The following is a 16526-nucleotide window of genomic DNA, read 5'->3' as shown; positions in this document are numbered from 1 at the left end:
CAGCCAGACCGTTCACGGCATCACCAGCTGATCTTGATCTCACCCTCGTGGGTCGCGGAGTGCGGCCACGCGCTGAGCTCGGCCTTGGCGTACGCCGTTCCCCGGAGGAACGCGCGGTTCTGCGCGGTCACGCTGAGCCTGACGGTCTGGAACGCGCCGGTGCAGGTGATGCTCTTCGACGTGCTGCCGGAAGCCACTCCGAGCGGCACCCTCTGGGTGATGCTGAGGTTGATGTACCCCTGCTGCCCGCCGGCCGGGCACGAGAACGTCACGTCGGCCTCGACTGCCGCGCCCGACGCCTTCCGCTTGGCCGGCGACTCGACTCTGACGAGCGCCTGCGAAGGCGACTGCGCGCTCACGTCGGCCATGACCGGCGCGATGGACGCGAGGATCGCACCGCCCGCGACAGCCACGACAGCCGCCGTCTTCCCCGCGGTGAACTTCTTCATGCTGTTGTCCCCTCATTCATTCCATCCTCTGTGGATGGAAACCCCAGACCGGCGCAGAGGCCGGCGACGATCAGCACAGCGGGCAGGTGCCACAGGAAGTCGAAACCGCTGTGCACCAGCACGACGACGACTGCCGCCATCGCTCCCGCCCACAACGGGGTTCCGCGCCCGCGCCACAGGACGGACAGCGTGGCCGCCACCACCCCCAGGGCCAGCACCAGCCCGACGGCCCCCAGTTCGACGAGCACCTGGAGGTACTCGTTGTGCACATAACGCATGACACGGGAGCCTTCGTCGCCCCTGTCGAAGAAAAAAGATCCATTCCCCGGTCCGGCTCCGAGCAACGGCGTCCGGGCGACGAGGTCCAGCGCGGCCCCGGTCGCGCCGGCGCGGTCCGGTGAGCTGAACGAGAACCGCGTGGCCAGGCCGTCGGCGAGGCCGTACCCGGCCACCGCGGCGCCTGCCAGCGACAGCACCGCGACCGGCACCACGAACCGGCCCAGCCTGGGCAGGCCGAGGGTCACCAGCGCTCCGGCGATCAGGCCTGCGACCGCGAGCACGGGCTGCGGTTCGCCGGCCACCCGCATCGACGGGAGCAGGGCACCCACCGCCACCCCGGCCCCGAGCAACGGTGGCAGGGCGGCGGTCAGCGTCTCCTTGACACCCCGGGAAGCACAGAGCACCACCAGGCCCGCCAGCAGTGCGATCACACCGGCCCGGCTCATCGTCGCGCCGATCCCCGCGCACAGCAGGAAACTCGCCACCGCCGTGAGCGGACTCGGCCGCAGGACGAGTGACAACACAGCGGTCGCCGCCATCACCGCCGCGGCCGCGTTCGGGTAGGTCAGGGTCGACCCGGCCCGCAGCAGCCCCTCCGCCACCGTCGACCACGACGGCAGCCGGAACACCACGGCAAGCCACCCGGTGAAGCCGATCAGCGCACCGACGCCGACGATGACGGTGGCGAGCAGCTCGCGCTGGTCGCGATCTGCCTGTGCCGCAACGAGTGCGGCACCGGCGAGCACCACGGCCGCGGCGGCCGGCGGGAGTCCCGACAGCACGTCACCTTCGAGCAGTCCCCGCAGCAGGGCCCACGCCGCGAACGTTCCCCCCAGTGCCACAAGGATGTTCGGCCGCGGACGGACCAGCACGACGGCCAGCACGACGAGCAGCCCCGACAACACACGACCGGGCAGGTAGTACCCGCCCTGCGCGACGACGGCCGCGGCGAACCCCGCGACCACCAGCAACACCGGCACCGGCAACGCGACCGAATCTCGGCGCGCACCAACGACGTCCCCCACGTCCATCGACTTCCCCCAAGGATGATCGAACCGCCTCCCCAAGCGGATCGAGAGCACACTGTAGGTGCAGGAAGGCTGCGGCGGAAGGACGAGTTCCCGTCAGGACAGCAGCACCGCGGTGAACGCGCCGAGCAGCATGAACGGCCCGAAGGGCAGCGCGCTCTTGAGCGTGATCCTCCGCAGTAGCAACAGGACCAGCGACACGAGGGCCGACAGGACGAACGCGAGAGCCGCGCCGACCAGCAGCACCGGCCAGCCGAGCCACCCGAGCGCCATCCCGACGACCCCGGACAGCTTCACGTCGCCGAAACCCATCCCGGCCGGGTTGAGGAACTCCAGCACGCGGTAGGCGAACGCGAGCGCGAGCCCGCCCAGCACCGCCCGGCCGAGCGCGCCGAACGTGCCGCCGGTCAGCGCGGCCAGGGTGAGCAGGGCCAGCACCAACGGGTACGCGGGCAGCGTGAGCACGTCCGGCAGTCGTTGCACGGCCGTGTCGATGAACGCCAGCGCGACGCCGACGGCCCCCAGGTACGCGAACGCGAGCAGTTCGGCCGAGCCCGCGAACTTGGTCGCGAGCACGGCGAGAACCGCCGCCGACACCAGCGGCAGTGCGATGCCGGTGGGCGTGAACCGGCCGACCAGCCCGCGCAGCGCGACAGCCGAGGCGAGCCCGCCCAGGGCACCGCCGGCGGCCCAGAGAACCATCATGCGGCCGACGGTAGAGCGCGTACGATCGCGACGGAACGTGACGGCGGCAGGTCTGGCCGAGTGGTCTACGGCGTGTCCCCCTGTCGGCCGACAACGTCCTCCGATCTGCGGTTTCGTTACACCTCATCGCCCGATACCGGCGGTCGTCCCCCATCACGCAGAGTTGCGGCGTCCCGACTTGGACCTCACATCCCTCAGGAGACCGCCATGCTCAGCTTCCTCAGCTACGTGCAGACGTTCCTCACCCGCACCAAGCGCGAAGACGACGACAGAGGCGCGACCGCCGTCGAGTACGGCCTCATGGTCGCCCTGATCGCGATCGTGATCATCGCCGGTGTGACCGCGGTCGGCGTCAACCTCCTGGCGCTGTTCAACCAGATCGCCGGCGAGCTCATCTGACCGGTCGCGACTTCACTGATGGCTGAAGTCTCCTGTTCCCGCGTGGCCGGCGCTCCCCTCCGCCGGCCACGCGCCTTCCTCCGGAGCGGTCATGACGAACCTTGCTCGCGATCGCGGCGCGACCGCTGTCGAAGTCGCCCTCCTGATGCCGATCGTGCTCGTCCTCGTGATGGGCATCGTCGACTTCGGCTGGGCCGTGCGCGCCCAGATCACCCTGACGCAGGCCGCCCGCGAAGGCGTCCGGGTCGCCGCGCTGGGCCAGCCCGATCCGGGCGGCCGCGCGGTGCTCGCCGCGACCGGTCTCGACGGGGTCGACGTCGCGGTCGACGCCTGCCCGGCAGGCGGGACCCCCGGAGAGGACAGCGCCGAAGTGACGGCGACCCACACCTACACCTTCATCACGCCGATCGGCGGACTCGCCGGACTGTTCGGCGGCGGTGGCTTCGGAGCCCCGATCTCCCTGAGCGCCACGGGGGTCATGCCATGTGGATGAGGACGGACGACGACCGGGGAGCGCTCGGAGTGCTCTTCGCCATCCTGCTCGGGTTCGGCGTCCTGCTCGGCATGGGCGCCGTCGTGATCGACGTCGGCTTCCTCTACGAGGAGCGGGCCGAGCTGCAGAACGGTGCCGACGCGGGCGCGATCGCCGTCGCCCAGACCTGCGCCGGCGAGCCCTGCCTGGTGAACAAGTCCAACTACTTCGCCAACCACAACGCGAAGGACGGCGCGTCCACTGTGGACGCCGTGTGCGGGCACGACGAGGGTGGCGTGCTGCCCTCGTGCCCCGCGGCGACCGGCGCGATGACCGACTGCCCCGCGAAACCCGCCGCCGGCGTCGAGTACGTGGACGTGCACACCTCCACGCAGACCTCCGGCGGTGGCACCCTGCTCCCGCCCATGTTCGCCCGGTCGTTGCTGGACAACGGCTCCTACCAGGGCTCCCGGGTCGCTGCCTGCGCCCGCGCGAGGTGGGGTCCGCCGGCGACCGCGGCGAAGTTGATGGCGATGACGATCTCGTGGTGCGAGTGGGACCAGGCGACCTCGAGCGGCTCGAACTTCGGCCCGGAGCCGCCCGCGACACCACCGTTGTCCGTGCACCGCGTGCTGAAGCTCCACACCACCGGCGGCACGGCCTGCCCGAGCGGCCCGGCGGGCTCTGACGGTCCCGGCATGTTCGGCTGGGTCGACGGCACCGGCTGCTCGGTCGACATCACGAACAACACCTACAGCGCGGACACCGGCGCCTCGGCCGGCAGCGACTGCAAGACCGCGCTCGCCGACGCGTACTCCTCCCGGCGCAAGGTCTTCCTCCCGATCTACACCAACGTCACCGGTACCGGCACCGGCGGCACGTACGCGCTGGCGGGCTTCGCGGGGTTCGTCGTCACCGGCTACTGGCTGCCCGGTGCGAGCCAGAAGGACTGGCTGACGAACAAGAACGAGTGCAAGGGCTCGGACAAGTGTGTCGCGGGCTACTTCGTCGAGGGCCTCATGCCCAGCACCGGCACCATCGGCGGCCCCGACCTCGGTGCCCGCATCGTCCAGCTCATCGGCTGAAATCCAGGAGTCGTCATGAAGAACCGCGCATTCGTCATCGTCCTGGCGGTGTTGCTGGCCGTCTGCGGCAGCGCCGGGGTGTTCCTCTACGTCCGCAGTGCCGACACCCGCGCGATCGCGGGCCAGCAGGCCGTGACGGTCCTCGTCGCGAAGGAACGCATCCCCGCCGGCACGAGCGCCGACTCGCTGAAGGACCTCGTCGAGCAGCAGCAGATGCCCAAGAGCACCGTGCCGGAGAACACCATGTCCGAAGTGGACGCGTCGGTGGCGAAGCTCGTGACGTCGTCGGAGATCCCCGAGGGCCAGCTGCTCACCAAGGCGCTGTTCACCGAGCAGGCGTCGCTGGCCAAGGGGATCTCGATCCCGGACGGCCTGATCGCGGTGACCGTGCCGACCGAGGCCTGGCAGCGCGCGGGCGGGCTCATCCAGAAGGGCTCGAAGGTCGCGGTCTTCGACACCTTCACCGTGATGGACGGCAAGGGCAACACCCCGGCGGGCGACGGGCTCTCCAAGCAGTACGAGCGGAACCAGTCCACCCGGCTGCTGCTGACCGGCCTGGAGGTCCTCTCCGTCGTCGACGAGAAGAAGGCGGCCGAGGACGGCGACGTCGGCAAGGCGATCGTCACGGTCGCGGTGAAGCAGGCCGACGCGGAGAAGCTCATCCACGGCCAGCAGACGGGAACGCTCTACTTCGCACTGCTCGGCGGCAAGTCCGAGATCGCGCCCGGCAACGGCGTCGACAACCGCTCCCTGTTCGGAAACTGAGGCGTGCCATGACGATCCTGTGCGAACCGGCCGCGCTCGCCGGACAGCTGTCCCCCGCGCTCGGCGGTGACGTCCGCGCTGCGGAGACCCTCGGCGAGGCCTCGCGGTTGCTCGCCTCAGACCCCCTGGAAAGCCTCGTCGTCATCGGTTCGGCCGTCGGCCTGGACGAGGCACTGGCGTTCACCGCGGGCCTGCGGGTCGAACGCCCGTCGGCCGGCGTGGTGCTGCTGCGCGACGTGCTCGACGTCGCGGTGCTGACCCGTGCGCTGCGAGCCGGGGTGCGGGAGGTCGTCGCGCGGGACGACCTCGCCGCGCTGGTGGATGCCTGCACGCGGTCACGGGCCCTGTCCTCGCAGGTCACCGGGGTGCCGTTGCCCCGGGCCGACGAGGGCCGGAACGGCCAGGTGCTCACGGTGTTCGCCGCGAAGGGCGGGTGCGGCAAGACGACGCTGGCGGTGAACCTGGCCGCGTCGCTCGCGGCCGGTGGTGAGAGGTCGGTCTGCCTGGTGGACCTCGACCTCTCGTTCGGCGACGTCGGCATCTGCCTGCGGGCGGAGCCGGTCCGCACGATCGTGCACGGGCTCGGGATGGTCGGCCACGTCGACGCGGCCGGGGCGTCGTCGCTGCTCACGGCGTGCCGGCCGGGGCTGAGCGCGTTGCTCGCGCCGGTCGAGCCCGGCGACGCGGAACGGATCCCGGCGGCGCTCGTCGGCGAACTGCTGGAGGTGCTGCCCAGGATGTTCGACTTCGTCGTCGTGGACACGCCGTCCGCGTTCAGCGAGCACGTGCTGGCCGCAATGGATGCCTCGCACCACCACGTGCTGCTGACCACGCCGGACGTGCCGGCGCTGAAGAACCTGCGCGTGACGCTGGACATGCTGGACCTGCTCTCCTACGCGCACGACATCCGGTCGGTCGTGCTCAACAGGTCCGACGCGAAGGTCGGGCTCTCGATGGACGACATCGACCGCGTGGTGCGCAGCGACATCCGCGCGCACGTGCCGTCCAGCCGCGACGTCCCGATCTCGGTCAACAAGGGCAACCCGATCGTGCTCGACCTGCCCAGGCACCCGGTCAGCGAGGCCGTCTCGCGGTTCGCCCGCGAGCACGTGCTCGCCGAGCCCGTCGCCGCCGCCAGGCCCTCGAAGAGGTGGTTCCGATGAGCCTGGCCAACCGCATCGCCGCGCAACGGGAATCGTCGTCACCGACGCCGCCGTTGCGTCGCCAGAGCCGCGCCGCCGACCCGTTCGCCGAGGTCAAACGCAGCGTGCACGCCGGTCTGCTGGAAGTGCTGGGCCCCAAGCTCTACGACGCGCACCTCGACCAGCGCGAGCTGGAGACCCGTGTGCGCCAGACGTTGCAGGCGGTGCTGGAGCGCGACGAGACGCCGTTGACCAACGCCGACCGCGCCCGCATCGCGCTGGAGGTGCTGGACGAGATCCTCGGCCACGGGCCGCTGGAGCCCTACCTCCGCGACCCCGGCATCTCCGAGATCATGGTCAACGGGTTCGACCAGATCTACGTCGAACGGGCCGGGCGCCTGGAACCGGTGCCCGTGGCGTTCGCGGACGAGTCGCATTTGCGCCGCACCATCGACAAGATCGTCGCCAAGGTCGGGCGCCGGGTCGACGAGGCGTCCCCGATGGTCGACGCGCGCCTGCCCGACGGCAGCCGCGTCAACGCCGTCGTGCCACCGATCGCGCTGGACGGCTCGGTGCTGACGATCCGCAAGTTCGCCGCCGACCCGTTCACCGTCGACGACCTGGTGGGCTTCGGCACGCTGACGTCCGCGACGGCGTACCTGCTGCAGTCGTGCGTGCAGGGGCGGCTGAACGTCCTGATCGGTGGCGGCACCGGCTCGGGCAAGACGACGTCGCTGAACGTGCTGTCGTCGTTCGTGCCCGCGGACGAGCGCATCGTCACCATCGAGGACGCCGCCGAGCTGCAGCTGCGCCAGGACCACGTGCTGCGCCTGGAGGCCAGGCCGCCGAACGTGGAGTCGCGTGGCGAGGTGGCCGTGCGGGACCTGGTGCGCAACGCGTTGCGCATGAGGCCCGACCGGATCATCGTCGGCGAGGTCCGCGACGGCGCGGCCCTGGACATGTTGCAGGCCATGAACACCGGCCACGACGGCTCGATCACCACCGTGCACTCCAACTCGCCGCGCGACTCGTTGTCCCGGCTGGAGACGATGGTGCTGATGGCGGGCGTGGACCTGCCGGCGCGGGCGATCCGCGAGCAGATGGCGTCCGCGATCGACCTGATCGTGCACCAGTCGCGGCTCAAGGACGGCACGCGGCGGATCACCCACATCACCGAGGTCGTCGGGATGGAGGGTGAGATCGTGACGCTGCAGGACATCTTCACGTTCGACTTCCACGCCGGGGTCGACGAGCGCGGCTTCTACCGGGGCGCGCTGCAGTCGACCGGGTTGCGGCCGCACTTCGTGGAGCGGTTGCGCGATCGTGGCATCGACGTTCCGCCGCACCTGTTCGGAGGTGGTCCGCGATGACCCGCGTGGTGGCCGGTTTCGTCGCCGGCGTGCTGCTGACGTTCGTGTTCGGCGCCTTCGCCTCCGCCGCACCGACTCGCGGGGTCGTGGTGCTGCTCGACACCAGCGGGTCGATGGCACCGGACCGGATCGTCGTCGCACGGCAGGCGATCTCGACGTACGTGTCGTCGTTGCCCGCCGACGTCCAGGTAGGGCTGGTGGCGTTCGCGTCGCGGCCTTCGCTGGTACTCGCGCCCACCGCGGACCGAGCCGCCTTCTCCGGTGCGCTGAACTCGTTGCAGGCCAAAGGTGACACGTCGTTGTTCGACGCGGTGCCGGTCGGGCTGTCGGCGTTGCGGGGCATCTCAGAACGGCGGATGGTGATCGTGTCCGACGGCGAGGACACCGTCTCCCGTTCCACTGTGGACGCTGCCGTCTCCGCGGTCGCGTCCGCCGGTGTGCCGGCCGACGTGATCGGCTTCCAGTACAGCGACGAGGCCCTGCGCCGGATCTCCGCCGCTGCCGGAGGACGACTGCTGACCGCATCCGACGCGCCTGCCCTGGCGGCCGCGTTCGCCGCGCTGACCGTGCCGGCCCCGGTCACCGCCGCACCTTCCGTCGCCGCTCCCGCACCCCTGCCCGCCGTCGCACCTGTTCCGGCTCCCGGGCAGAACTGGGTGGCCTGGGTGTTGGTCGTGGGCACGTTCCTCGTCGTGTTCCTCGTCGTGATCATGTTTCTGGTGCCGCGCCGGTCCGCCGCCGGACGCAGGCTGGAACAGCACCTGGGGCACTACGGGGCGCAGGAACCCGTCGCACAGGAGGAAAGCCAGGCCGCGCAGACCGCCGTGGTCTGGACGCGCCGGGTGATGAGCGACGACGGTGCCGCCCGCCTCGCCGACCGGCTCGACCTGGCCGGCATGAAGGCGAGCCCCGCCGAGTGGACCCTGCTGCGGCTCTGCGCCGGTGCCGGGCTCGCCGCGCTGCTGACGTTGCTGACGACGTGGTGGATCGGCGTGCCGCTGGGCTTGGTGCTCGGCTGGCTGCTGGCGGCGCTGGTGGTGCGGGCGCGGGCCTCGAAGCGCCGTGCCGCGTTCGCCGACCAGCTCCCGGACGTGCTGCAGCTGGTCGCGAGCTCGCTGCGGTCCGGTTTCTCGCTGGCGCAGTCGATCGACGCCGTCGTCCGCGACGACACCCAGCCCACCGCGGGCGAGTTCTCGCGCGCGCTGGCCGCCACCCGGATCGGTGCCGAACTGGAGGACGCGCTCGACCGCGTGGCCGCCCGGATGCGCAGCGCCGACCTCACGTGGGTGGTGATGGCGATCCGCATCCAGCGCCAGGTGGGCGGCAACCTCGCCGAGGTGCTGATGAACACCGTCTCCACCATGCGCGACCGTTCGCAGACGTTCCGGCACGTCCGCGCCCTGTCCGCGGAAGGCCGCCTGTCGGCGTACGTCCTGGTCGGGCTGCCGATCTTCCTCGCGGGGTTCCTGTTCTGGTTCCGCGCGGAGTACATGCGGCCGCTCTACACGACGTTGATCGGCGTCGTGATGCTCTCGTGCGCCGCCGTCCTGGTCGTGCTCGGCTCGTTGTGGATGCGCAAGCTCGTGCGCGTGGAGGTGTGACATGGCGCTGTACCTCGGTGTTGGCTGCCTGCTGCTCGCGGTGTTCCTCGGTGCTTTCGCACTCGTGGTGAAGCCACGCGTCACTGCCGCCGGTTCCCTCGCGCTGATCGAGACGAGCTACTCGGCCGCCGTGACGGCGAAGCAGGACGTGGTCGTCTCGCCGGGCTGGTTGCGGTCGATCGCACTGCGGCTGTCCCCGGCCGGTGTCGCGTCGGGGCTGCAACGCCGCCTCGACCTCGCGGGCAACCCCGCCACGTGGACGCCGGACCGCGTGCTGGCCGCCAAGGGCCTGGGGCTGCTGCTCGGTCTCGGGCTGGGCGGTCTGCTCGGCGCGCGTTCGGTGGGCTGGCTCGTCGCCGGCCTCGTGCTGGGCGCGGTGTTCGGCTTCTTCCTGCCCGACCTGCTGCTGCTCAACGCGGGCCAGAAGCGCCAGGAGCTGATCCGCCGCGCGCTGCCCGACGCGCTGGACATGCTCACCGTGTGCGTGGAAGCGGGTCTCGGCTTCGACGCGGCCATGGCCCAGGTGGCCCGCAACACCTCCGGCCCGCTCGCCCAGGAATGCGTCCGCGTCCTGCAGGAGATGCAAATAGGCAAGTCCCGCAACGAATCCCTGCGGGCCCTGACCCTGCGCACCACCGTCGCCGAGCTCCGCGCGTTCGTCTCGGCTTTGGCCCAGGCAGGTGAACTGGGTGTCCCGATCGCGTCCGTGCTGCGCGAACAGGCCCGCGAGATGCGCCTCCGCCGCCGGCAGCGTGCCGAGGAGCAGGCCCAGAAAGTCCCGGTGAAGATCCTGTTCCCATTGATCACATGCCTGTTCCCGGCCATGTTCGTGATCATCATCGGTCCCGGCGCCATCAGCATCGCCCGCGTGCTGATGAACCTGTAGGTCCTGTCCTCTGAGGACGGAAGACTCCGTTACTCCCTTCGATGTAACCAATTGGTACGTGCGACCGACATGCGGGTTGAACCTTCAGTGAGAGGGGCGGCTCGTGGGAACCAAAGTCGTCGTCGTCGACGGACACGCACTCACCCGCTTCGGCCTGAGAATGCTCGCCGCCACGAGCAGCGACCTGGAGGTCGTCGACGAGGCGGGCACGGCGGCCGAGGCCCCCGCGATCATCGCCGCGGCCTCTCCGGCCGTGGTCACCGTGGCGGTGGGCCTGCCGGACGGCAACGGCCTGCGCCTGGCCCGCGAACTGCGCGACCGCTACCCGCTACTGGGCATAGTCGTCCTGACCTCGCACGGCGAGGACGACGTGCTCTTCCGCGCACTGGAGACCGGCGCCTCGGCGTTCGTGGGCAAGTCCGCACCCGTCGAGGAGATCCTCTGCGCGATCCGCCACGCGTCCGTGGCGGCCTTGTCGTTCACCGCCACCGGCCTCGCCACGGCCATGGCCCGCCGCCACACCGCCCACCTGCTGCTGAGCCCGCGCGAACGCGAGGTGCTCAACCTCCTGGGCGAGGGCGTGTCGATCCCGGCGATCGCGCGAACCCTGTTCGTCTCGCCGTCGACGGCCAAGACCTACGTCTCACGCCTCTACGAGAAGCTGGGCGTCTCCAACCGCGCCCAGGCCCTGATGACGGCCCTGCGCATCGGCCTCATCCACAGCGACGCCGCGACCGCCTGAACCGCCCGGTCCCCACCGGCTCAGGCCCACCAGAACGTCCACAGCGTCGCGGCGCTCACCACGAGCACCACCAGCGACGCGACCGGCGCCTTCCAGTCCGCGTACCGGTCGGCCACGATCTGCCCGGCGACCACGAGCAGCGCCGCCACCACGTGCGCGACGACGGACAACGTCCCAGGTCCAGGCAGATCACGGGAGTTCGCGTAGAACTGGACGCCGATGTTCCCCAGAGCGAGCAGCACCATTCCCACCGCGAGTACTCCGCTCACGGCGCGCAGGAATCCGTAGGTCCGCGACGGTCGCTTCGCTGCTTCGACGTCCACTCCAGCCACCCTACGGGTCCACGGATGCGCAGGCAGTCATGCCCCGGACGGCCCAGGGCGCGTCCCGTAAGTCTCGTCCGCGACAGTCGCGGCCGAGGGCCCCGGAGGCGGAAGCCGCACCTCGGACACCTTCACGGCGCCAGCAACGCCCAGGGGTCCAGCGAAGGCGCCGCCGCCTGCCCCTCCGCACAACTGCGCCGGAAGTCGCACCACTGGCACTGCCGCCCGGTCACCGCCGGGAACAGGACCTCCTGGTCCCCACCGGCCTTCAGGGTCTCCGTGGCCAGGTCGATCTCGTCCGCGGCCTCCTCCGCCCGCCGCACGTGCCGCGCCAGCGACTCCTCCGTGTGCTCCCACTCCGCGATCGACCCGGACGGCAGGTGGTGCAGCTCGACCTTGCGGCACGGCTTGCGCAACGTCCGCCGGGCCGCGAGCGCGTACAGGGCCAGCGCCTGCGAACCACGGGCGTCGTCGGACGTCAGGACGTGACGGCCGGTCTTGTAGTCGACGATGACGAGCTCACCGTCGCGGGAGTCGATGCGGTCGACCCGGCCCTCGGCCACGATGCGGTCGGTCGGCGACGACACCCAGCGCTCCACGCCCAGCGGTTCGAAGTCGACGTCCAGCGCCGTCACGTAGTCGTGGACCCAGCCCTGGGCTCGGGTGCGGTACTCGGTGGCCTGGTCGACGTCGCGAAAGCCCTCGGACTTCCACTGCCGGTTCAGCAGCGCCACGGCCTGGTCCGGGGTGCGGCGGTCGGGCGGCAGGTCGAACAGTGCCTTCAGCGCGTTGTGCACGACGGCGCCGAGGGTGTTGTGCGCCCACGCGCCGCCCCTGGGTGGTGAAGGCCGGTCCAGGTACGTCATCCGGAAGCGGCGCGGACAGCTCGTCCACGTCGACAGCTTCGCGGGCGTGACGCGCACGAGCTTGCGGGGTGCCGCGGTGCCGAAGTCGAAGCCGAGTTGTTCCACCCCAACCAAGTTACTCAGGCACCCTGACAGTTTTCGATGGCCCCTGCTCCGCAGATGGCGGCGAGTTCGTCGGGAAGTCGGTCGCTACATTTCCGGGCATGGAGATCTGGCACAACCCGCGCTGCTCCAAGAGCCGCGCCGCCAAGCAACGCCTCGACGACGAGGGCGTCGACTACACCGAACGCCGCTACCTCGACGACGCGCCGTCAGCCGAGGAGCTCGACCACGTCCTGAAGCTGCTCGGCAAGGAGCCGTGGGAGATCGCGCGCACCAAGGAAGCCGCCTACCCGAAGCTGCTCGAACACGACCGCGCGAAGTGGATCGCGCACATGGTCGCCAACCCGAGCCTGATCGAGCGCCCGATCATCATCGACGGGGACAAGGCCCACATCGAGCGCTAGACACCGGACGAGATGAAGCCCTGCACGGACGACGCGACGAGCTGCACGGCGATCGCGGCCAGCAGCAGACCGGCGATCTTGGCCATCAGCAGGATCCCGCTCTCCTTGAACACCTTGATCAGCAGGCCGGCGGACCGCAGCGTCCCCAGCAGCACGAGGTGCACGGCCACGATCGCCGCGGCCAGGGCCAGGTAGGAGCCCCAGTCGCCGTTCGCCTGGCGCACGAACACGATGGTCGCGGCGATGGCACCAGGTCCGGCCAGCAGTGGTGTGCCCAGCGGTACGAGGGCGATGTTGACGTCCTCGACCTCGGGGTGGTTGGTCGCGCCCTTGCCCGTCAGCAGGTCGAGTGCGATCAGCAACAGCAGCAGCCCGCCCGCGCCCTGCAGGGCGGGGATGCCGATGTGCATGTACGCCAGGATCGAGTTGCCGGCCACCGCGAACAGCGTGATCACCAGGAACGACACCAGCACGCCCTGCCGCGCCGCGGACTTGCGGGCCTCGCGCGACTTGCGGCCGACCAGCCCGAGGAAGACCGGCACGGTCCCGGGCGGGTCCATGATCACCAGCAGCGTGATCGAGGCCTCGATGAAGAGCCGCAGGTTGAACACGAGAACACCGCCCTATCCCACGAGGATCTTGCAGCCCGTCGCCCTCTCGGCCAGAGCATCCAGCATCTCCGGCGCCGTCGTCTCCGCGCCGAGCCGCACCGTCTTGTTCGTGCCGTGGTAGTCACTCGACCCGGTGACGATCAGGCCCAGCGAGTCGGCCAGCGACCGCAACGACCGCCGCGTCTCCTGGTCGTGGTCCGGGTGGTCCACCTCGACGCCGAAGAGGCCGGCTGCGGCCAGCGAGCGGACGACGGAGGGCGCCACGACGGGGCCGCGGGAGCGGGCGAAGGGGTGGGCCAGCACGGTGACGCCGCCGGCCTCGGTGATCATCTCGATCGCGCGCTCGACGGGGGTGTCGGTGCGGCCGACGTAGTACTGGCCGCCGGTCAGGAACGTCGCGAACGCCTCGTCGACCGACGTCACCACGCCGGCGCGGATCAGCGCCTGGGCGAGGTGCGGGCGTCCGGCCGGCGCGTCGAACGGCAGGCGGGACATCAGGTCGACCGGGTCGATGGGGAAGCCGTCGGCCCGCATCATCTCGGCCATCTTCTGCAGCCGCTGCCGCCGCTCCTCACGCAGGCGCGACTGCTCCTTCATCAGCATGGCGTGCGTCGGGTCGTACAGGTACGCCAGCAGATGAACGGTGATGGTGTGGCCGTAGCCGTCGGCCGACGAGCACGACAGCTCGGCGCCGCGCACCAGCCTCAGCCCGGACGGCAGCGCCGCCTCGGCCTCGGCCCACCCGGCCGCCGTGTCGTGGTCCGTGATGGCCACCGCGTCGAGTCCCGCGAGGGACGCGGCCCTCACCAGGTCGGCGGGGCTGTCGGTGCCGTCGGACTCGGACGAATGGGTGTGCAGATCGATGACCACGTCGTCCAGTGTGGACGACGTGGCGAACGATCCGTGTTACGGGACCATCTTCTTCCCGCGCGCCGCGCGCTGGGCCTTGATCATCGAGAACCGCTCGGCCTGTGCCTTCTTGTCGCCGAAGGTCAGCTCCGAGATGGCGTCGTAGACCTCTTCGGGGTTCGGCAGGAACTCCAGGCGGTTCAGCGCCTGGATCTGTCCCGCCGACTCCACGATGAGCGTGCCGTAGCCGAACATGCGTCCGCCCACGGTGCGCTCGTAGGTGAGGTCGGTGACCTTGGTGATGGGCATCATCGCGACCTTGGTCTCGAAGACGCCCGAGGTCAGCATGAAGCGCTTGTCGGTGACGACGATGCGCTCCACCCACCACTCGATGATGAAGTACGCAACGCGCAGCAACACCAGCAGAGCCCCGTACCAGAGCACGTTCTGCAGCAGGCTCGCGTCCGCCGGGAGCAGGTACGAGATCATCATGAAGCCGGCGAGCAGCGCCGCCGCCTCCAGCACGTCCCAGATCAGGTAGGACCAGTGCCTGCGCACACGGATGACCCGACGCTCGCTCGGGAGCAGGTAGTCGTCCGGATCACGTGGTGCGAACATGCGCTACCAGCCTTTCCTGGTACCAGGCAGTGCCCTGTCTGACCTGCTCCCGCCACCCGGCAGGTGGCTGGTACCCAGACTAGAAGACGGAGCGCACGAACGTGATCAGCGCCTCGGCCGCGGTTCGCAGCGAGTTGAGGATGTTCTGCACGAGTTGAGCCGCCTGCTGAGGCTCCGCGATCAGGAAGAACAACAGCAAGGCGATTCCAGCGAAAGTGAGAATTTTCTTCAAGTTCACGGTGTCCACCCCGTCCGCGTCGCACCCGTTTGGCGCCGTTCGTGACCGTTGTACAGCACGATTCAGCGCCTTGGGAGATTTGTACCGCAGCCGGGGTAGCGGACAGCACCGCCGATCCGGTGTGACTACGCTTCGTGATCGTGACGCCCAGCAGCAAGCGCACGATCCGTTGCGTCGGAGCCGTCGTTCATGACCCGAACGGGCGACTACTGCTCGTGCGACGCGCCAATCCACCTGGTGAGGGCCTGTGGTCGGTACCAGGTGGGCGCGTGGAGGCCGATGAGACGGATGAGGCGGCCGTGACTAGGGAACTAGCCGAGGAGACGGGACTCTGCGTCACCGTCGGACGCCTCGTCGGCCACGTGGAGCGACCGGCCACGAACGGGGTTTTCCTGATCTTCGACTACGAATGCCAGGTCACGTCGGGTGTGCTCCGAGCGGGCGACGACGCATCGGATGTCGCTTGGGTCGACCGTGCGACCTTGGACACACTTCCGACCACCGACGGGCTCGTGGAAGCGCTCTCCGAGTGGAACTGCCTGCCCAGGGCCTGATCAGGGTTCACGCGTTAGGGGCGGGCCCTCAACGCCAAACGAGACGTTGCCCGTGGGCCTCGGTGGTCGCCAGTGTGGTCGTCTCCACGCCTGACTCACCGACTCGGATGAGGCGCAGCTCACCGGCCTCGTGAGCGGCCCACCAGACAGGTCTGCCCAAAGCCGACAACGCGGGCACGAGGTCGAGGCCGGACCCGCTCGTGATGACGACGAGCGGTGCGTCGATCGGCTCGACCGCCTTGGCCAGGTCCGCGACCGGGTCGCCGGCCACCAGGCGCGGCGGGTTCTTCCGCAGCACCCCGCACGCCACCCCGAACAGGCGCAACTTCTCCGGCTGGTCGGCCCACACGCAGGCCTCCAGCCACGCGTAGGCGTCCTCGTCGGCCAGGTCGGCGGGCGCGACCCCGATGCCCGCCTTCGCGGCCACCTTGATCGTCTTGGGCAGCTTCGGCAGCACGGCGCCGGGCGCGAGCTCCAGCGAGCAGTGCAGCCCCAGCGCGGCCTTGGCCGGTCCGGCGACGAGCTGGCCGGCCTCCGCGGTCTGGTAGCGGTACGAGTACTGGTCGAGCCCGAGCAGCAGACCGGCCGTCGTCGCGGCCTCCACGAGCCCGATCGGCCCGCCCGCCTGCTTCGCCGCGGCCACGACGGCCGGGTAGAGCAGGGCCGCGCGCCGCACCTCGTTGGTCTGGATCACCTGCGAGCTCACCAGCGCCCGCACGCGGTCGCCGCGTTCCAGCAGGAAGTCCCGGAACAACGGCCAGGTGCTCTCGTCCGCGCCGTACGTCCCGCCGAGCGACGGGTAGTAGTTCGAGAGCTGGTGGAACGGCTCGGCCTGCACCAGCCGGTGCGCCGCCGCCAGCAGGAGCTCGCCCGTGGCGTTGTCCTCGCTGGCGGCGGTCAGCAGGTCGGCGACCTCCGGATCGGCGGCAGCACGTGACGCGAGGTGCTCGTAGAGCGGCGATGTGGCCGCTGCTTCCTCCGCGAACGCACGCAGACGTTGCTGTGCCAGGTCCAGAGACGTCACGTCACTTCCCCAAA

The 16526-nt window shown here is 70.2% G+C and carries 21 protein-coding genes; 11 read left to right on the top strand and 10 right to left on the bottom strand.

The window, feature by feature from the left end; all coding sequences use genetic code 11:
- Positions 1-20: 20 nt before the first annotated feature.
- The 3 genes from LX88_RS10165 to LX88_RS10155 form a co-directional block, all read right to left on the bottom strand.
- Entirely contained in the window at positions 21-449 is a 429-nt protein-coding gene (locus tag LX88_RS10165; protein ID WP_258947462.1) for a hypothetical protein, read from the bottom strand.
- Positions 446-1753 (bottom strand): O-antigen ligase family protein, encoded by a 1308-nt coding sequence (locus LX88_RS44215; protein ID WP_258947461.1) that lies wholly within the window; start codon positions 1751-1753, stop codon positions 446-448. Before LX88_RS44215 ends, LX88_RS10165 begins: the two co-directional genes overlap by 4 nt.
- 99 nt (positions 1754-1852) lie before the next feature.
- The gene (locus LX88_RS10155; RefSeq protein WP_258947460.1) at positions 1853-2461 is read right to left on the bottom strand and encodes a prepilin peptidase; all 609 of its coding nucleotides are present in this window, start codon (positions 2459-2461) and stop codon (positions 1853-1855) included.
- 207 nt (positions 2462-2668) lie between these two features.
- Here LX88_RS10155 and LX88_RS10150 point away from each other — a divergent pair, with 207 nt between their 5' ends.
- The 9 genes from LX88_RS10150 (at position 2669) to LX88_RS44210 (ending at position 10923) form a co-directional block, all read left to right on the top strand.
- The gene (locus tag LX88_RS10150; protein WP_258947459.1) at positions 2669-2860 is read left to right on the top strand and encodes a Flp family type IVb pilin; all 192 of its coding nucleotides are present in this window, start codon (positions 2669-2671) and stop codon (positions 2858-2860) included.
- 91 nt (positions 2861-2951) lie between these two features.
- On the top strand, positions 2952-3353 hold the full coding sequence (locus LX88_RS10145) for a TadE/TadG family type IV pilus assembly protein (protein ID WP_258947458.1): 402 nt from the start codon (positions 2952-2954) through the stop codon (positions 3351-3353).
- On the top strand, positions 3344-4417 hold the full coding sequence (locus tag LX88_RS10140) for a pilus assembly protein TadG-related protein (protein WP_258947457.1): 1074 nt from the start codon (positions 3344-3346) through the stop codon (positions 4415-4417). The genes LX88_RS10145 and LX88_RS10140 overlap by 10 nt, the downstream gene beginning before the upstream one ends.
- A 15-nt stretch (positions 4418-4432) precedes the next feature.
- Positions 4433-5182, top strand: coding sequence for a Flp pilus assembly protein CpaB (cpaB, locus tag LX88_RS10135; RefSeq protein WP_258947456.1), 750 nt, complete (start codon positions 4433-4435; stop codon positions 5180-5182).
- An 8-nt stretch (positions 5183-5190) separates the two neighbouring features.
- On the top strand, positions 5191-6345 hold the full coding sequence (locus LX88_RS10130; RefSeq protein ID WP_258947455.1) for a CpaE/TadZ family protein: 1155 nt from the start codon (positions 5191-5193) through the stop codon (positions 6343-6345).
- Complete coding sequence (locus tag LX88_RS10125; protein ID WP_258947454.1) at positions 6342-7694, top strand: TadA family conjugal transfer-associated ATPase; 1353 nt, start codon at positions 6342-6344, stop codon at positions 7692-7694. The genes LX88_RS10130 and LX88_RS10125 overlap by 4 nt, the downstream gene beginning before the upstream one ends.
- Positions 7691-9295: a VWA domain-containing protein gene (locus tag LX88_RS10120; RefSeq protein WP_258947453.1), complete on the top strand. Its 1605-nt coding sequence runs from the start codon at positions 7691-7693 to the stop codon at positions 9293-9295. Before LX88_RS10125 ends, LX88_RS10120 begins: the two co-directional genes overlap by 4 nt.
- 1 nt (position 9296) lies before the next feature.
- Positions 9297-10181 (top strand): type II secretion system F family protein, encoded by an 885-nt coding sequence (locus tag LX88_RS10115; RefSeq protein WP_258947452.1) that lies wholly within the window; start codon positions 9297-9299, stop codon positions 10179-10181.
- A 103-nt stretch (positions 10182-10284) separates the two neighbouring features.
- Entirely contained in the window at positions 10285-10923 is a 639-nt protein-coding gene (locus LX88_RS44210; protein WP_258947451.1) for a response regulator, read from the top strand.
- A gap of 20 nt (positions 10924-10943) precedes the next feature.
- Here LX88_RS44210 and LX88_RS10105 read toward each other — a convergent pair whose 3' ends face one another.
- Together LX88_RS10105 and LX88_RS10100 are read right to left on the bottom strand one after the other, a co-directional pair.
- Positions 10944-11246 (bottom strand): hypothetical protein, encoded by a 303-nt coding sequence (locus LX88_RS10105; RefSeq protein ID WP_258947450.1) that lies wholly within the window; start codon positions 11244-11246, stop codon positions 10944-10946.
- Positions 11247-11377: 131 nt separating this feature from the next.
- The gene (locus LX88_RS10100; RefSeq protein WP_258947449.1) at positions 11378-12217 is read right to left on the bottom strand and encodes a RecB family exonuclease; all 840 of its coding nucleotides are present in this window, start codon (positions 12215-12217) and stop codon (positions 11378-11380) included.
- Between the two features lie 98 nt (positions 12218-12315).
- Here LX88_RS10100 and LX88_RS10095 point away from each other — a divergent pair, with 98 nt between their 5' ends.
- Positions 12316-12618: an ArsC/Spx/MgsR family protein gene (locus LX88_RS10095; RefSeq protein WP_258947448.1), complete on the top strand. Its 303-nt coding sequence runs from the start codon at positions 12316-12318 to the stop codon at positions 12616-12618.
- On the opposite strand, the gene LX88_RS10090 is transcribed toward LX88_RS10095, so the two are convergent.
- The 4 genes from LX88_RS10090 to LX88_RS10075 all read right to left on the bottom strand — a co-directional run bounded on the left by LX88_RS10090 (position 12615) and on the right by LX88_RS10075 (position 14934).
- Positions 12615-13229, bottom strand: coding sequence for a MarC family protein (locus tag LX88_RS10090; RefSeq protein ID WP_256239079.1), 615 nt, complete (start codon positions 13227-13229; stop codon positions 12615-12617). The genes LX88_RS10095 and LX88_RS10090 overlap by 4 nt on opposite strands.
- A 12-nt stretch (positions 13230-13241) precedes the next feature.
- Positions 13242-14099 (bottom strand): PHP domain-containing protein, encoded by an 858-nt coding sequence (locus LX88_RS10085; protein WP_372511233.1) that lies wholly within the window; start codon positions 14097-14099, stop codon positions 13242-13244.
- A 36-nt stretch (positions 14100-14135) separates the two neighbouring features.
- The gene (locus LX88_RS10080; protein WP_090065690.1) at positions 14136-14696 is read right to left on the bottom strand and encodes a PH domain-containing protein; all 561 of its coding nucleotides are present in this window, start codon (positions 14694-14696) and stop codon (positions 14136-14138) included.
- Between the two features lie 79 nt (positions 14697-14775).
- Positions 14776-14934, bottom strand: coding sequence for a hypothetical protein (locus tag LX88_RS10075; RefSeq protein WP_169746024.1), 159 nt, complete (start codon positions 14932-14934; stop codon positions 14776-14778).
- A gap of 134 nt (positions 14935-15068) precedes the next feature.
- Between LX88_RS10075 and LX88_RS10070 the strand changes: the two genes are divergently transcribed.
- A complete protein-coding gene (locus tag LX88_RS10070) occupies positions 15069-15488 on the top strand; it encodes an NUDIX hydrolase (protein WP_372511232.1) in 420 nt (139 codons plus the stop codon).
- A 28-nt stretch (positions 15489-15516) separates the two neighbouring features.
- Here LX88_RS10070 and LX88_RS10065 read toward each other — a convergent pair whose 3' ends face one another.
- Positions 15517-16512 (bottom strand): DUF2332 domain-containing protein, encoded by a 996-nt coding sequence (locus tag LX88_RS10065; RefSeq protein WP_258947446.1) that lies wholly within the window; start codon positions 16510-16512, stop codon positions 15517-15519.
- Between the last annotated feature and the right edge of the window lie 14 nt (positions 16513-16526).

This window comes from Lentzea californiensis (assembly GCF_024648825.1).
GTDB classification, from domain to species: domain Bacteria; phylum Actinomycetota; class Actinomycetes; order Mycobacteriales; family Pseudonocardiaceae; genus Lentzea; species Lentzea californiensis.
This window is presented reverse-complemented; position numbering and strand designations above follow the sequence as displayed.

Excerpts from the sequence above, each read along its gene's own strand:
- LX88_RS10145 (WP_258947458.1), top strand. The coding sequence starts at position 2,952 with ATGACGAACCTTGCTCGCGATCGCGGCGCGACCGCTGTCGAAGTCGCC.
- LX88_RS10095 (WP_258947448.1), top strand. The coding sequence starts at position 12,316 with ATGGAGATCTGGCACAACCCGCGCTGCTCCAAGAGCCGCGCCGCCAAG.
- LX88_RS10165 (WP_258947462.1), bottom strand. The coding sequence starts at position 449 with ATGAAGAAGTTCACCGCGGGGAAGACGGCGGCTGTCGTGGCTGTCGCG.
- LX88_RS10115 (WP_258947452.1), top strand. The coding sequence starts at position 9,297 with ATGGCGCTGTACCTCGGTGTTGGCTGCCTGCTGCTCGCGGTGTTCCTC.
- LX88_RS10130 (WP_258947455.1), top strand. The coding sequence starts at position 5,191 with ATGACGATCCTGTGCGAACCGGCCGCGCTCGCCGGACAGCTGTCCCCC.
- LX88_RS10080 (WP_090065690.1), bottom strand. The coding sequence starts at position 14,696 with ATGTTCGCACCACGTGATCCGGACGACTACCTGCTCCCGAGCGAGCGT.
- LX88_RS10125 (WP_258947454.1), top strand. The coding sequence starts at position 6,342 with ATGAGCCTGGCCAACCGCATCGCCGCGCAACGGGAATCGTCGTCACCG.
- LX88_RS10155 (WP_258947460.1), bottom strand. The coding sequence starts at position 2,461 with ATGATGGTTCTCTGGGCCGCCGGCGGTGCCCTGGGCGGGCTCGCCTCG.
- LX88_RS10150 (WP_258947459.1), top strand. The coding sequence starts at position 2,669 with ATGCTCAGCTTCCTCAGCTACGTGCAGACGTTCCTCACCCGCACCAAG.
- LX88_RS10120 (WP_258947453.1), top strand. The coding sequence starts at position 7,691 with ATGACCCGCGTGGTGGCCGGTTTCGTCGCCGGCGTGCTGCTGACGTTC.
- cpaB (WP_258947456.1), top strand. The coding sequence starts at position 4,433 with ATGAAGAACCGCGCATTCGTCATCGTCCTGGCGGTGTTGCTGGCCGTC.
- LX88_RS10140 (WP_258947457.1), top strand. The coding sequence starts at position 3,344 with ATGTGGATGAGGACGGACGACGACCGGGGAGCGCTCGGAGTGCTCTTC.